This is a genomic window from Acidovorax bellezanensis (genome assembly GCF_025421555.1).
GTDB lineage: Bacteria > Pseudomonadota > Gammaproteobacteria > Burkholderiales > Burkholderiaceae_C > Comamonas > Comamonas bellezanensis.
Genome location: NZ_JAODYH010000005.1, coordinates 315,941 through 328,971, shown reverse-complemented (window position 1 = coordinate 328,971; position 13,031 = coordinate 315,941). Strand labels below are relative to the sequence as shown.

At 66.6% G+C, this 13,031-nt stretch carries 13 protein-coding genes; 11 read left to right on the top strand and 2 right to left on the bottom strand.

All coding sequences use genetic code 11. The features are described from left to right. Positions 1–10 precede the first annotated feature (10 nt). Positions 11–1,201, bottom strand: a complete 1,191-nt coding sequence (locus N0K08_RS13005; protein ID WP_261500802.1) for a LysM peptidoglycan-binding domain-containing protein — start codon at positions 1,199–1,201, stop codon at positions 11–13. 201 nt (positions 1,202–1,402) lie between these two features. Here N0K08_RS13005 and def point away from each other — a divergent pair, with 201 nt between their 5' ends. The 10 genes from def to N0K08_RS12955 all read left to right on the top strand — a co-directional run bounded on the left by def (position 1,403) and on the right by N0K08_RS12955 (position 10,075). Continuing rightward, positions 1,403–1,912 carry a peptide deformylase gene (gene def / locus N0K08_RS13000; RefSeq protein ID WP_261500801.1) on the top strand — a complete coding sequence of 170 codons (510 nt, stop codon included), beginning with the start codon at positions 1,403–1,405 and terminating at the stop codon, positions 1,910–1,912. Then, positions 1,909–2,418: a hypothetical protein gene (locus N0K08_RS12995; protein WP_261500800.1), complete on the top strand. Its 510-nt coding sequence runs from the start codon at positions 1,909–1,911 to the stop codon at positions 2,416–2,418. Before def ends, N0K08_RS12995 begins: the two co-directional genes overlap by 4 nt. A 30-nt stretch (positions 2,419–2,448) precedes the next feature. Next, positions 2,449–3,411, top strand: a complete 963-nt coding sequence (fmt, locus tag N0K08_RS12990) for a methionyl-tRNA formyltransferase (protein WP_261500799.1) — start codon at positions 2,449–2,451, stop codon at positions 3,409–3,411. Continuing rightward, on the top strand, positions 3,408–4,259 hold the full coding sequence (locus N0K08_RS12985) for an AzlC family ABC transporter permease (protein WP_261500798.1): 852 nt from the start codon (positions 3,408–3,410) through the stop codon (positions 4,257–4,259). The genes fmt and N0K08_RS12985 overlap by 4 nt, the downstream gene beginning before the upstream one ends. Further along, positions 4,256–4,591, top strand: a complete 336-nt coding sequence (locus N0K08_RS12980) for an AzlD domain-containing protein (RefSeq protein WP_408642947.1) — start codon at positions 4,256–4,258, stop codon at positions 4,589–4,591. Before N0K08_RS12985 ends, N0K08_RS12980 begins: the two co-directional genes overlap by 4 nt. Positions 4,592–4,816: 225 nt before the next feature. Then, positions 4,817–6,010, top strand: a complete 1,194-nt coding sequence (locus tag N0K08_RS12975; protein ID WP_261500797.1) for a phosphoglycerate kinase — start codon at positions 4,817–4,819, stop codon at positions 6,008–6,010. A gap of 118 nt (positions 6,011–6,128) precedes the next feature. Continuing rightward, positions 6,129–6,965 (top strand): orotidine-5'-phosphate decarboxylase, encoded by an 837-nt coding sequence (pyrF, locus tag N0K08_RS12970; protein ID WP_261500796.1) that lies wholly within the window; start codon positions 6,129–6,131, stop codon positions 6,963–6,965. Between the two features lie 17 nt (positions 6,966–6,982). Further along, complete coding sequence (locus tag N0K08_RS12965) at positions 6,983–7,882, top strand: LysR substrate-binding domain-containing protein (protein ID WP_261500795.1); 900 nt, start codon at positions 6,983–6,985, stop codon at positions 7,880–7,882. Positions 7,883–8,124: 242 nt separating this feature from the next. Further along, the gene (locus tag N0K08_RS12960) at positions 8,125–9,102 is read left to right on the top strand and encodes a Bug family tripartite tricarboxylate transporter substrate binding protein (RefSeq protein ID WP_261500794.1); all 978 of its coding nucleotides are present in this window, start codon (positions 8,125–8,127) and stop codon (positions 9,100–9,102) included. A 4-nt stretch (positions 9,103–9,106) separates the two neighbouring features. Further along, positions 9,107–10,075: a M14 family metallopeptidase gene (locus N0K08_RS12955; RefSeq protein ID WP_261500793.1), complete on the top strand. Its 969-nt coding sequence runs from the start codon at positions 9,107–9,109 to the stop codon at positions 10,073–10,075. Positions 10,076–10,422: 347 nt separating this feature from the next. Here the strand turns inward: N0K08_RS12955 and N0K08_RS12950 are convergent, their stop codons facing one another. Further along, complete coding sequence (locus N0K08_RS12950; RefSeq protein ID WP_261500792.1) at positions 10,423–11,568, bottom strand: NAD(P)/FAD-dependent oxidoreductase; 1,146 nt, start codon at positions 11,566–11,568, stop codon at positions 10,423–10,425. A gap of 215 nt (positions 11,569–11,783) precedes the next feature. On the opposite strand from N0K08_RS12950, the gene N0K08_RS12945 reads away from it, so the two are divergent. Beyond that, the gene (locus N0K08_RS12945) at positions 11,784–13,016 is read left to right on the top strand and encodes a branched-chain amino acid ABC transporter substrate-binding protein (protein ID WP_261500791.1); all 1,233 of its coding nucleotides are present in this window, start codon (positions 11,784–11,786) and stop codon (positions 13,014–13,016) included. Positions 13,017–13,031 lie beyond the last annotated feature (15 nt).

The window sequence follows — 13,031 nt, the reverse complement described above, 5'->3', positions numbered from 1 at the left end:
GTGCTTCATATCACCTTGGCGTCACCAGATGATCCCCCACCACCACGCCGAGGCGCACGTCCAGGATCAGCACGTAGGACACGCGGTCGAACGTGCGAAAGACCATGGCCAGGCCATTGTGTTCGCGCGGCAGTTGCACCCGATCGCGCCGGTCACCGGTCTTGTCCTTGATCACTTCGCCCTGGGTGACCAGCTCCAGCACCTGGCCCGCCGCCATGCCGTCCCGGGTGCCACGGTTGATGGCCACCACCTGGTTTTGCGCGGCGTATTTCAGCGCGGAATCGCCGTAAAGCGACACCACGCGCGCCGCCACGTCGGTCTGGGGCGCATGCGGCACATAGTTCGAGTAGCTGCGCTCGGGCGCGGGCAGCAGCCGGTCGCCGGCACGGATCTCGCCCGTGGATTTGCGAATGTCGACCGTGGCCGGCACCTGGGTTTGCAGCAGTGCCCCCTTGGGATTGCGCACGCTCATGGTGCTTTCACCCGCGACCAGCTCGGCTTGACCCAGGTACTGGGCTTCATAACCCAGAATTTCCCCGTTGTCGGGATCCTTCAGCGCCACCGCGTTACGGAACAGACGCCAGGAGCGTGGCTCACCGGGCTCGCGCGTGAGCTGCGGTCCGCCGCTGCTGCGCACATAGGCGCGGTCGCCGCTGGCCATGATCACGCGCTCGTCGGTGGTGGCCACCACCCGCGGGGCCTGCAGCAGCGCCTTTGCATCCACCACCAGGGGCTGGACCAGGAAAGGTTCGATCACATGGGCTGGCAGGGTCGGCAAGGCCAGGTCGGCCAGGCTTTCGCTGCGGGTGCGCGGCGACACTTTCACCGTGGACGAGCCATCGCCTTGGCGGGTGCTCAAGCGGGCATAGCCATTGCTCTTGTCGAGATACAGCACCTGGCCCGGATAGATCAGGTGGGGGTTGGCAATGGCCGACAGGTTCATGCCCCACAGCTCCGGCCAGCGCCAGGGCTGGCGCAGAAACAGGCCGGAAATGCCCCACAAGGTGTCGCCCGAGCGCACCGTATAGCTGTCCGGCGCCGTGGGTGACAGTTCCGCGAGCGGTACACCCTGCTGCGCCACCTGCTGGGCCGTGGCGCGCTGCGTGGCCGTTACCGGATAGCTTTGGGCGTGCACGGCGGTCAGCGCAGCAAGCAGCGCGCCCCCCATACCCCAGGCCCGAGCGTTGGCAAATGCCGTCATGTCAATCCCTCTTTTGGTCAGGCAGCACATCCCCGCGTGTCGCTGCGGCTGCGCCAGCCCCGCAGGCAGCGCCGTGATAATACGTAACAAAGCTTCACAGATTTTCAGTGCAAGGCCTTGATCAAGCAATGATTATTGGACAAGCGCCCAGCGAATACCCGCAAAAGTGGCGAAAATAGCGACATCATTTTGTTGGCTGCCATGGCAATTCTTCCCATTCTCTGCTATCCCGATCCACGCCTGCACAAGGTGGCCCAGCCGGTCACCGTGGTGGATGCGCGCATCCAGGCCCTGGTGGCCGACATGCTCGAAACCATGTACGACGCCCAGGGCATAGGCTTGGCCGCGACGCAAGTCGACGTGCACGAACGCGTGGTCGTGATCGATGTCTCGGAAGAGCGCGACCAGCCCATGGTGCTGATCAACCCCGAAATCCTCTGGGCCAGCGACGAAAAGCAGGTCGGCGACGAAGGCTGCCTGTCCGTGCCCGGCATTTACGACGGTGTCGAGCGCTCGACGGCCGTCAAGGTCCGCGCCCTCGACGGCAGCGGCCAGTCGCGCGAAATCGACGCCGAAGGCATGCTGGCCATCTGCATCCAGCACGAGATGGACCACCTGCTGGGCAAGGTCTTCGTCGAATACCTTTCGCCGCTCAAGCGCAACCGCATCAAGACCAAGCTGCTCAAGCAGCAAAAGCAGGACCGGCAATGAAAGCCCGCCCAGTGTTGCTCCGATGGACGCGCTGGGCAGTGGGGAGCGCGGCCTGTCTTTGGCTTGCCGGCTGCGCCGTCCCCGAATGGCAAAAAATCGGTGCCCCGCGCGCCGAAGTGCTGCAGGACATGGGCCGGCCCACGCTCACGCTGGCACTTCCCGGCGGCGCGCAGCGCCTGCTCTACAGCCGCCAGCCGGCCGGCCAGCAGGTCTACCACCTCGATTTCGACGCCCAGCAGCGCCTGACCCGTGTGCAGCAGGTGCTGACCATGGAACAGTTCTTCACCCTGCGCAACGGGGTCGACACGCGCGACACGGTCTTGCAGCAATTCGGCCCGCCGGCGCTGGTCGAGCATGTAGCCAGCTTCAAAGGCGACATCTGGACTTACCGTTTGCTGGACAATGGAGCGTCACGCCAGGCCCATGTGCACATCGATCCCCAGGGTGTGGTGCGTCGTGTGATGTTCACCGACGAAGTTTTCAACGACAGCGACCGCCACCATTGAGGCCGGCCGCGCTTTTCCCCTTGTGATTGCATGAACGTCATTTTTGCCGGTACGCCGGAATTTGCCCGTGTGGCCTTGCAGCGTCTGCTGGATGCCGGCTTTTCCGTGCCCCTGGTACTGACCCAGCCCGACCGGCCCGCGGGCCGCGGCATGAAACTGCAGGCCTCGCCCGTCAAGCAGTGCGCGCTCGCCCATGGCATCCCGGTGAGCCAGCCGCGCAGCCTGCGCCTGGACGGCAAATACCCGGAAGACGCAGCCGCGGCGCGCGAAGCGATTGCCGCCGCCCAGGCGGATGTGATGGTCGTGGCCGCCTACGGCCTGATCCTGCCGCAGTGGGTGCTGGACGCGCCCGCCCGGGGCTGCCTCAACATCCACGCCAGCCTGCTGCCGCGCTGGCGCGGCGCGGCCCCCATCCACCGGGCCATCGAAGCCGGCGATGCCGAAACCGGCGTCACCATCATGCAAATGGATGCGGGCCTGGACACCGGCGACATGTGCCTGATCGAGCGCCTGCCCATAGAACCGACCGACACCACGGCCAGCCTGCACGACAAGCTGGCCCTGCTGGGCGGGCGGCTGATCGTCGAAGCGCTGGAAATGAGCGCCTGCGGCGGCCTGCCGCGCACGCCCCAGCCCGCCGAAGGCATCACCTACGCGCACAAGATTGAAAAAGCCGAAAGCTGGATCGATTGGCGCCTGCCGGCCGCGGCCATCGACCTGCGGGTCCGTGCCTTCACGCCTTTCCCCGGCACCGCCAGCCTGTTCCAGGGCGAGACCATCAAGTTCTGCGAAGGCCGGCCCGAGCCCCGCAGCGAACCGGCCTCGCCCGGCCAGGTGCTGGCGGCCGATGCCGCGGGCGTGGTCGTGGCCTGCGGCGAAGGCGCGATGCGCTTTACCCAGCTGCAGCGCGCGGGCGGCAAGCGCCTGCCCGCGGCCGACTTCCTGCATGGCTTTGCACTGCCCGTGGGCGCCCAGCTCGACACCGCGCCATGAGCGCATCCCCTACGCCTGAAACATCCTCTGAACTCGCCGCCCTGACGCGGCGCGCCCGCGGCATTGCCCGCGACCCGGCCTTTGCCCAGGGCATACGCGACATGAGCGGCGTCTCGGTGGGCATCGGTGCCTGGGCGCTGGTCACCGGCGTGGCCATGGTCAAGAGCGGCATGTCCGTGCCCATGGCCTTGCTGATGTCGTTCACGGTCTACGCCGGCAGCGCCCAGCTGGCCGTGCTGCCGCTGATGGTGGCCGGCGCGCCGCTGTGGGTGGTCTGGTTCACCGCCACCTGCGTGAATCTGCGCTTCGTGATCCTGAGCAGCATGTGGCGGGTGTTCTTTGCGCATCTGGCACGGCGCCACCGGATGGCGCTGGCCTACTTCAGCGGGGATGTGATTTTTGTCGCCTTCCTCAAGCGCTATCCCGATTCCCAGCTCAAGGACGACCAGTTGCCCTACTTCTGGGGCGCGGCTTCGACCAACTGGCTGGTCTGGCAAGGCTGCTCGGTGGTCGGCATTTTCCTCGCCGACCAGGTGCCCCTGTCCTGGGGCCTGGGCTTCGCCGGCGTGCTGGCGCTGCTGGGCGTGCTGTATTCCATGCTCAGCGACCGCACCACCTGGACCTCCACCATCGTGGCCGCCGCGGCAGCCGTGGCCGCCTTTGCGCTGCCGCTCAAGCTCAACATCCTCGCGGCCATCGCCGCCGCCGTGGCCGTGGGCCTGCTGATGGAAAGCGCCGAACGCCAGCTGCGCCACTGGCGCGCCGGCCCGCCCACGCTGCGCCCGCCCGATCCCGCGCGCGGTGAGCGCCACCCAGTGCTGCCGCTGGACGAGGAGAAGCGCCCATGATGGATTCCTGGTGGCTGTTTGCCCTGACCTGTTTTGGCCTGGGAGCGATCACGCTGATCACCCGCGTTTTCTTCCTCTTCCCCGAAGAAGAAATCCCCATGCCGCACTGGCTCAAGCGCGGGCTCAAGTACGCACCGCTGGCCGCGCTGGCGGCCGTGATCGCCCCCGAACTGGTCATGACCCAGGGCGCGCTGATCCAGACCCTGCTCGACGCGCGCCTGCCGGCCGTGGCCTGCGCCACGGCCTACTACTTCTGGCGCCGCGGCATCCTGGGCACCATCGTGGTCGGGATGGCGGTGTATCTGCCCCTGCACATCGGCCTGGGCTGGTGAATGTAGCCCCCACGCTTGCTCGCTTCGTGTAGCTGCGCGCTGGGGGCGCAGCCCTCCAGATGCAGATGCATTTGCCTTGGGGCGGCCCTGCGGCGGCGGAAGTGACCCGTGGTTGCCGTTGCGGGGATTGCCAAGCCCCCTGCGCCTGCAGCGCTGTCGAGCAGGCGCCTACAATGGCGGCGCTTTCCACCACCACCGCCTCCTGCGCGAGGCTGATTCGCCGCCATGAACATTCTTCGTTTTTCCGACCTGTGTGCCCAGGGCAAAGCCCAAGGACAACGCGTTTTCATCCGTGCCGACCTGAACGTCCCGCTCAATAACGCAGGCGAAATCACCGAAGACACCCGCGTGCGCGCTTCTGTGCCCTGCATTGAAATGGCGCTCAAGGCCGGTGCGGCCGTGATGATCACCAGCCACCTGGGCCGTCCCACCGAAGGCGAGTTCCAGCCCGCGGATTCGCTGGCTCCCGTGGCCAAGCGTCTGGCCGAGTTGCTGGGCCGCGAAGTGCCGCTGGTCGCCAACTGGGTCGACGGCGTGCAGGTCGCTCCCGGCCAGGTCGTGCTGCTGGAAAACTGCCGCGTCAACGTCGGCGAGAAGAAGAACGCTCCCGCCCTGGCCCACAAGCTGGCCGCACTGTGCGATATTTTTGTCAACGACGCGTTCGGCACCGCCCACCGCGCCGAAGGCACGACCTACGGCATCGCCCAGTTCGCGCCCATCGCCTGCGCCGGCCCGCTCCTGTCGGCTGAAATCGACGCCCTGCAAAAAGCCCTGGCCGCGCCCGCCCAGCCCCTGGTGGCCATCGTCGCCGGCTCCAAGGTCTCGACCAAGCTCACCATCCTCGAAGCCCTGTCGCACAAGGTCGACCAGCTGATCGTCGGCGGCGGCATCGCCAACACCTTCATGCTGGCCGCCGGTCTGAAGATCGGCAAGTCGCTGGCCGAGCCCGACCTCGTGGCCCAGGCCAAGGCCGTGATCGATGCCATGGCCGCGCGCGGCGCGCAGGTGCCCATCCCCACCGACGTGGTGGTGGCCAAGACTTTTGCCGCCGATGCACCGGCCACGGTCAAGGCAGCTACCGACGTGGCCGACGACGACCTGATCCTGGACATCGGCCCCGACACCGCCGCACGCCTGGCCGCCCAGCTCAAGGCCGCGGGCACCATCGTCTGGAACGGCCCCGTGGGCGTGTTCGAGTTCGCGGCCTTCGAAAACGGCACGCGCACCATCGCCCAGGCGATCGCCGAATCCAAGGCCTTCAGCATCGCCGGCGGTGGCGACACGCTGGCCGCCATTGCCAAGTACGGCATCGAAGACCAGGTCGGCTACATTTCGACCGGCGGCGGCGCTTTCCTCGAAGTGCTGGAAGGCAAGACCTTGCCCGCATTTGAAATCCTCGAGAAGCGCGCAAACGGCTGATTGCCTCCCGCGTCGACCCGCCAAAGCCCGTGCCTGCACGGGCTTTTTGCATGGGAACTGCCGGCTAAAAAGACCGGCATTGCAGCAGTCCGCGCCGCGCCGCCTAAAATCGCACCCCATGACTTTCCTCGACATGCTGCGCAACGCCGGCTCGCAAAACCAATCCATGCTGTGCGTGGGGCTCGACCCCGAGCCCAACCGCTTTCCTGCCGCGATGCAAGGCGATGCCTCGAAGATCTACGACTTCTGTGCCGCCATCGTCGATGCCACGGCCGATCTGGTGAACTCGTTCAAGCCGCAGATCGCTTATTTCGCGGCCCACCGCGCCGAAGACCAGCTCGAACGCCTGATGGCCCACATGCGTGCCGTCGCCCCCCATGTGCCGGTGATTCTCGACGCCAAGCGCGGCGACATCGGCTCCACGGCCGAGCAGTACGCCAAGGAAGCCTTCGAGCGCTACGGCGCCGACGCCGTGACCCTGTCGCCGTTCATGGGCTTCGACTCGGTCGCGCCCTATCTGAAGTACGAAGGCAAGGGCGCGTTCCTGCTGTGCCGCACGTCCAACCCGGGCGGCGACGACCTGCAGGCGCGCACCCTGGCCGATGTGCCTGGCAACCCCAAGGTGTTCGAGCATGTGGCCGCGCTGGCCCAGGGCCCGTGGAACCTCAACGGCCAGCTGGGTCTGGTGGTCGGCGCGACGCGCCCGCATGAAATCGAGCGCGTGCGCGAAATTGCACCGACCCTGCCGCTGCTGATCCCCGGCGTGGGTGCCCAAGGCGGCGACGCCGTGGCCACCGTCAAGGCCGGTCTGCGCGAGCACGGCAGCATCATCGTCAACTCCTCGCGGGCGATTCTGTACGCCTCGTCCGGCGCCGACTTTGCCCAGGCCGCACGCACCCAGGCCCTGGCAACGCGCGAAATACTCCAGCAGGCTGCGCTAGAAGCGCGCGGCTGAGCCTCGGAGCGCCAGCCATGCAGATGAAATGGCTGGAGGACTTTCTCCTGCTGGCCCAGGAGCGCAGCTTCACCCGTGCGGCCGAACTGCGCCATGTGACCCATCCGGCGTTCGGTCGGCGCATCCGGGCGCTGGAAGCCTGGACCGGCACGGCGCTGGTGGTGTCGGGCAGCAGCCCGGTGCGGCTGACGCCGGCCGGCGAAGCTTTTCTCGAGACCTGCGGACTGATGACGCGCACGCTGGCCCAGTCGCACGAAGAGCTGCAGGCCATCGCCGGCCTGCAGGCCCGGGCCATCACGCTGGTCACGGGCCGCACGCTGGCGCGCACCATCGTCGCCGACTGGCTGGTGCGGCTGGGCCCCTTGCTGCAGTCCAACCCGCTGACGGTGGAGACGCGCAGCCTGCATGAGACCGTGACCATGCTGGAGCAGGACGAAATCCAGTTTTCGCTGCTCTACCACCACCCGGCGATTGCCGTGCGCCTGGACGCGCGCCAGTTCACCCATGTGCATGTCGCCAGCGACCGGCTGGTGCCGGTGTCGCGCACCGATGCCGCGGGCCAGGCCTTGCACAGCTTTGCCGCGCCGGGCAGCGTGCCCTACCTGTCCTTTCCCCACCGCATGGCCCTGGGCCGGCTGGTGGAAGACCATTTGTCGCAGAACCCGCAGGCGCCCCGTCTGCACCGCATTCTGGAGTGCGACTCGGCCGATGCGCAGTACGAATACGTGCACAAAGGCATGGGCGTGGCCTGGCTGCCCTGGTCCATGGTCCATGCGGATTGCAAGGCCGGGCGCCTGGCGCTGGCCGGCGACCGGGCCATGGAAATCCGCTTCGACGTGCGCCTGTACCGGCCCAAACGCCGCCTGACGCCCGCCGCGGAAGAGTTCTGGGTCCGCGTAACTCGGAGCACCCCCTGAGCGGCTAACGCCGCTCCCCCCTCTCATCCTTCGGTGGAGGGGGGCGGCAGCCTCGGTGCGGGGCGGCCCTTCCTCGCTGCCCCCTTGCTGGGACGCGCCGGTTTCAAAGGCAGCGGATGGCACGAACGCTATGGATAAGACAAGGCTGTTGTGCAATAGTGGCACGAGATTGTGCTTTTTCAGCACCGATCCAGGCCACAGGACTTTTGACAATTGACGTTATTCAAATAAGGAATCGCTTCATGCAAAATCGTTCTATGCTGCGCCGCACCGCCCTGGCCTGCGGTATCGCCCTTCTGGCCGCCGGTTCCGCTTTTGCCGACACCGCCTACCCCAACAAGCCCATCACCATGGTCATCGGCTACCCACCAGGCGGCAGCACCGATTTGATCGGCCGCATGGTCGGCACCGAACTCTCCACGCGCCTGGGCCAGCCCGTCGTGATCGAGAACCTGGGTGGCGCCGGTGGCGCGATCGGCGCGCAAAAAGTCGCCAAGGCCGCTCCCGATGGCTACACCATCATGGTCGGTGCCAACAACGAGCTGGCCATTGCCCGCCTGATCAACAAGAGCGTGAAGTACTCCATCCAGGACTTCACCGCCCTGGGCCTGGTGGCTTCGCAGCCCATGGTGCTGGTCGCTTCGCAAAAAGCCGGCGTCAAGAACACCGCTGAATTCATCACCGCCGTGTCCAAGAACCCCGGCAAGTTCAGCTACGGCAGCTCGGGCGTGGGCACGGCCTTGCACCTGGCCGGCGAACTGATCAAGGAACAAGGCAAGCTGGACATGGCCCACGTGCCCTACCGCGGCGTGGCCCCACTGACCACCGACCTGGTCGGCAACAACATCGAATACGGCATGTTCGTGCTCTCCAGCGGTCTGCCCCAGATCCAGTCGGGCAAAGTGATCGCCCTGGGCACCACCGAAGCCAAGCGCTCGGCCGTCACGCCCGACATCCCTGCCCTGTCCGAAAACCCGACTTTCAAGAACGTGGACCTGGGTTCGTGGTTCGCGATGATGGGCCCTGCCAATCTGCCCAAGCCCATCCAGGACAAGCTCAAGAAGGCCTTGAGCGACACGCTGGCATCGGCTGACTTCCGCAAGAAGCTGGCCGCGACGGGCTCGACGGTCATGGACCAGAAGATCGATCCCGCCAAGTTCATCAACGCCGAAATCGCCAAGTACAGCAAGATTGTCGAGTTCGCCAAGATCGAAGACTGAAGCGATGAGCGTTCTGACATTTGACCTGCCGGCACCCGACATCGCCGCCTGGCGTGCGGGCAACACCGGCACCGAAGGAGTCTGGCGCTTCGACTCGGGTCTGCCCGGCCGCCAGGTGATGATTTCCGCCCTGGTCCACGGCAACGAGCTGTGCGGCGCCTGGGCGCTCAAAGGCCTGCTCGAAGCCGGCCTGCGCCCGCTGCAAGGCTCGCTGACCCTGGTGTTTGCCAACCTCGACGCCTTCGACCGTTTCGACGCCGCCGCCCACGATGCGTCGCGTTTCACCGACGAAGACCTGAACCGCCAGTGGAGCGACGAGCGCATCGATGCCGGCAACACCGCCGAGCGCCGGCGCGCCGCGGCGCTGCGGCCCTTCGTGCGCCAGGCCGACTGGCTGCTCGACCTGCACTCCATGCACGAGCCTTCGGCTCCGCTGCTGCTGACCGGCGTGCAGCCGCGCAATCTGGTGCTGGCCAAGCAGATGGGGGCGCCTGCCCACATCGTGGTCGACGCCGGCCACAAGGACGGCACGCGCCTGCGCGACTACGGCCGCTTCGGCCTGTCCGACGAGGAAGCCGGCGACTCGCGCTCGCTGCTGGTCGAATGCGGCTTCCACGGCGACCCGGCCAGCCGCGCCGTGGCCCAGGACCAGTGCCTGCGCTTCCTGCTCGCCTCCGAAGTCATCGATGAGGCCGAAGCCCAGCGCCTGCTGCCCGGCTGGCGCCTGCCGGCTCCGGCCGAGCAGTTCGCGCTGACCGTGACCGGCCCCGTGGTCGCCAAGAGCCAGGGCTTTCGCTTCAACGCGCCGTTCACCGGTCTGGAGCGCTTTGCCCAGGCCGGCACCGTGATCGGCGACAACGACGGCGAACCCGTCTGCACGCCTTACGACGACTGCGTGCTGGTCATGCCGTCCGTGCGCCAGGCGCGCGCGGGCGTGACCGTGGTGCGCTTCGCGCGCTCGGCAGCGCTGTAGAACCAGCCATTCCGCCCGCCATCGCGCGTGGCCGGCCCTGTGGATAACAATGGGGGCAAAGCTTGGACCTCTCAGCGCTCGCCCCATCTTCGACAGAGAAAAAAAGGCCTCCATGTCCGCGGCATGGAGGCCTTTTGCTTGTCCGGCCTTGTGGCACCGTCACGGTCATCGGCTCGGCCGCAGAGGCTGTACCCGCCATTTTGTCGCCGCGACCTGGGAGCATGCCGCCCGAACCCATGGCTGCCACCGAGATCGTGACCGGGAAGTCCTTGACCCTCAAGGTGCAGTCGCTACAGAAACAGCAGCACCCGCTCTGTGGATAAAAATGTGGATAACTTGAAAAGTCGTCAGCGCAACCGCGCTGGCGACAGTCGATCGGGCTGCACGCCATGGCCCTGCAAGTCCGCGTCCAGCGCTTCGCCCAACAGCAGATTGCGCGCCAGCAGTCCGGCCCCATAAGCCGTCTGTATGCCGTAGCCGCCCTGGGCCGCCAGCCAGAAAAAGCCCGGCTGACCGGCCGCGGGCGGTGCATCCCAGCCGATCACTAGCTCGCCATCGGCGACAAACGAGCGCAGACCGGCCCAGGTGTGCGAAGGCCGGCGGATCTGCAGCGTGGTGTATTCCTCGATGTGGAAAATTCCCGTGGCCACGTCCAGTTCCTCGGGCACCACGTCGTGCGGGGTGGTCGGATCGGCGTTGGCCGGCGAGCCCAGCAGCTGGCCGGCGTCGGGCTTGAAGTAAAAGCTGTCGTCCACGCCCATCACCGCCGGCCAGCGCGCGGCGTCCATGCCGGGCGGGGCCGGGAAAGTGAAGGCGCTGCGCCGCTTGGGCACCAGGCCCAGACGCTCCAGGCCGGCGAGCTGCGCCAGCGCGTCCGCCCAGGCCCCGGCGGCGTTGACCACATGGCGCGCCGCCACCTGGCTGCCGTCGGCCAGCGTGAGCTGCCAGCAGGCCTGGTCCGCATCGCGCGCCAGCGCCACCACTTCGGCATTGCAGCGCAGCTGGGCACCGCGCTGGCGCATGCCGCGCAAGAATCCCTGGTGCAAGGCATGCACGTCGATGTCGCGCGCTTTTTCGTCCAGAAAGCCCGCGGTGACCACTTCGGGCCGCAGGCAGGGCACGAGCGCCAGCAGTTCGGCCTGGTCCAGCGGCCGCACGGCCTCGGAGTGCTCGCGTGCTTCGGCATAGGCCGCATCGAGCAGGTCGCGCTGGTCTTCGCGCGCCACGTACAGCGCGCCGCGCGGACTCAGTACCGGCTGCGGCAGGAAGTCCGCGGGCGGCGCTTCGTAGAACGCCCGGCTGGCGCGCGTCAAGGCCTGGACCTGGTCCGGCCCGTAATGCTCCAGGAACAGGGCCGCCGAACGGCCCGTGGAGTGGTAGCCGGGCTGGGATTCGCGCTCCAGCACCAGCACCGAGGAACGGCCCGACAGCTGCCAGGCCACCGACGCGCCCGCAATACCGGCGCCCACCACAACAAAATCAACAGGAGACATGCACACCACCTCGATTGCAAAAAACACCTTGCACCTGCCGGCCATTGTGCCCCGGCTGTCAGCGCCTCCCGGCGCCAGCCTTGTATGCATCGAGGGCGTATCCGCCCTGGTCCCCCACATGACTGTGCACAGCGGCCATCGGTGATGAACTGACCATGCCAGGTCCGGGCCGGACAGGCCGAGCCCTTTCATGGTGTTCACCTACAGGAGACTTCATGCGCAAAGCCTTTCAGCGTGCGGCAGTTGCCACCGCGCTCACTGTCCTCTTCAGCGGGCCGGCCCTGGCCCAGATCAAGATCGCCTACATCGATCCGTTTTCCGGGCCTTTTGCCAACACGGGAGAAGTGCAGCTCAGCCATGTGCGGCAGATCGCCGAGACCATCAACGCCCGCGGCGGCGTACTGGGGCAAAAGCTGGAAATCCTGCCTTTCGACGGCAAATCCAGCCCCCAGGACAGCGCCAGCGCACTGCGCGCGGCCTACGACAAAGGCGTGCGCTTTGTCTTCCAGGGCAATGGCTCGAACATCACGGCGGCCCTGGTCGATGCCATCAACAAGCAGGTCAGCCGGGGCGATCAGCCCATGGTGCTGATCAATTTCGGCGGCTTCGACCCCGACCTCACCAACAGCAAGTGCAGCTTCTGGCATTTCCGCTTCATGCAGAACGTGGACATGAGCATGAACGCCATTTCCTCGCAGATCGCCAGCCGGCCCGACGTCAAGAAGGTCTACCAGGTCAACCAGGACTACCACCCCGGCCACCAGGCCGCCAAGGCCTTCCGCGAAATGCTGGCCAAGAAACGCCCCGACGTGCAATTGGTCGGCGACGACTTGCATCCGCTGGGCCGGGTCAAGGATTTCTCGCCCTATGCGGCCAAGATCGTCGCTTCGGGCGCCGACACCGTGCTCACCACCAACTGGGGCAACGACTTGACGCTGCTGGTCAAGGCCATCAAGGAGGCCGGCGGCAAGGCCGACATCTACACCTTGTACGCCAACACCATCGGCGTGCCCACGGTGATCGGCAAGGACGGCATCGACACGGTGTTTGCGCTGTCGGAGTGGCACGCGAACATCGAGAACAACCGCACCGAGGCCTATGCCAACGCTTTCCAGAAGAAGTTCAACACCGACTTCATCCTGCTGCGGGTGAACATCCCCATGGAGATGCTGGCCAAGGCCATGACCGAGGCCAACAGCACCGACCCCACGGCCATGGCGCGCAAGCTCGAAGGCATGCGCTATCAAAGCGATATCGGCGAGGTGGTGATGCGTGCAGAGGACCACCAGCTGCAGCAGCCGCTGTACATCTCCACGTTCGCCAAGGTCGACGGCAAGGCCGTGCGCTATGACCTGGAGAAAACCGGCGTCGGCATGCGCACGGTCAAGCGCATCGAAGCCCCGGACGCGGCCCTGCCCACCAGTTGCCAGATGAAGCGCCCGGTCTGAACCTCCCGCCGGCCG

Coding starts and splice junctions, on each gene's coding strand:
- N0K08_RS12960 (WP_261500794.1), top strand. CDS start 8,125: ATGCAAAATCGTTCTATGCTGCGCCGCACCGCCCTGGCCTGCGGTATC.
- N0K08_RS12965 (WP_261500795.1), top strand. CDS start 6,983: ATGCAGATGAAATGGCTGGAGGACTTTCTCCTGCTGGCCCAGGAGCGC.
- def (WP_261500801.1), top strand. CDS start 1,403: ATGGCAATTCTTCCCATTCTCTGCTATCCCGATCCACGCCTGCACAAG.
- N0K08_RS12985 (WP_261500798.1), top strand. CDS start 3,408: ATGAGCGCATCCCCTACGCCTGAAACATCCTCTGAACTCGCCGCCCTG.
- N0K08_RS12975 (WP_261500797.1), top strand. CDS start 4,817: ATGAACATTCTTCGTTTTTCCGACCTGTGTGCCCAGGGCAAAGCCCAA.
- N0K08_RS12955 (WP_261500793.1), top strand. CDS start 9,107: ATGAGCGTTCTGACATTTGACCTGCCGGCACCCGACATCGCCGCCTGG.
- N0K08_RS12995 (WP_261500800.1), top strand. CDS start 1,909: ATGAAAGCCCGCCCAGTGTTGCTCCGATGGACGCGCTGGGCAGTGGGG.
- fmt (WP_261500799.1), top strand. CDS start 2,449: ATGAACGTCATTTTTGCCGGTACGCCGGAATTTGCCCGTGTGGCCTTG.
- N0K08_RS12980 (WP_408642947.1), top strand. CDS start 4,256: ATGATGGATTCCTGGTGGCTGTTTGCCCTGACCTGTTTTGGCCTGGGA.
- N0K08_RS13005 (WP_261500802.1), bottom strand. CDS start 1,201: ATGACGGCATTTGCCAACGCTCGGGCCTGGGGTATGGGGGGCGCGCTG.
- N0K08_RS12945 (WP_261500791.1), top strand. CDS start 11,784: ATGCGCAAAGCCTTTCAGCGTGCGGCAGTTGCCACCGCGCTCACTGTC.
- pyrF (WP_261500796.1), top strand. CDS start 6,129: ATGACTTTCCTCGACATGCTGCGCAACGCCGGCTCGCAAAACCAATCC.
- N0K08_RS12950 (WP_261500792.1), bottom strand. CDS start 11,568: ATGTCTCCTGTTGATTTTGTTGTGGTGGGCGCCGGTATTGCGGGCGCG.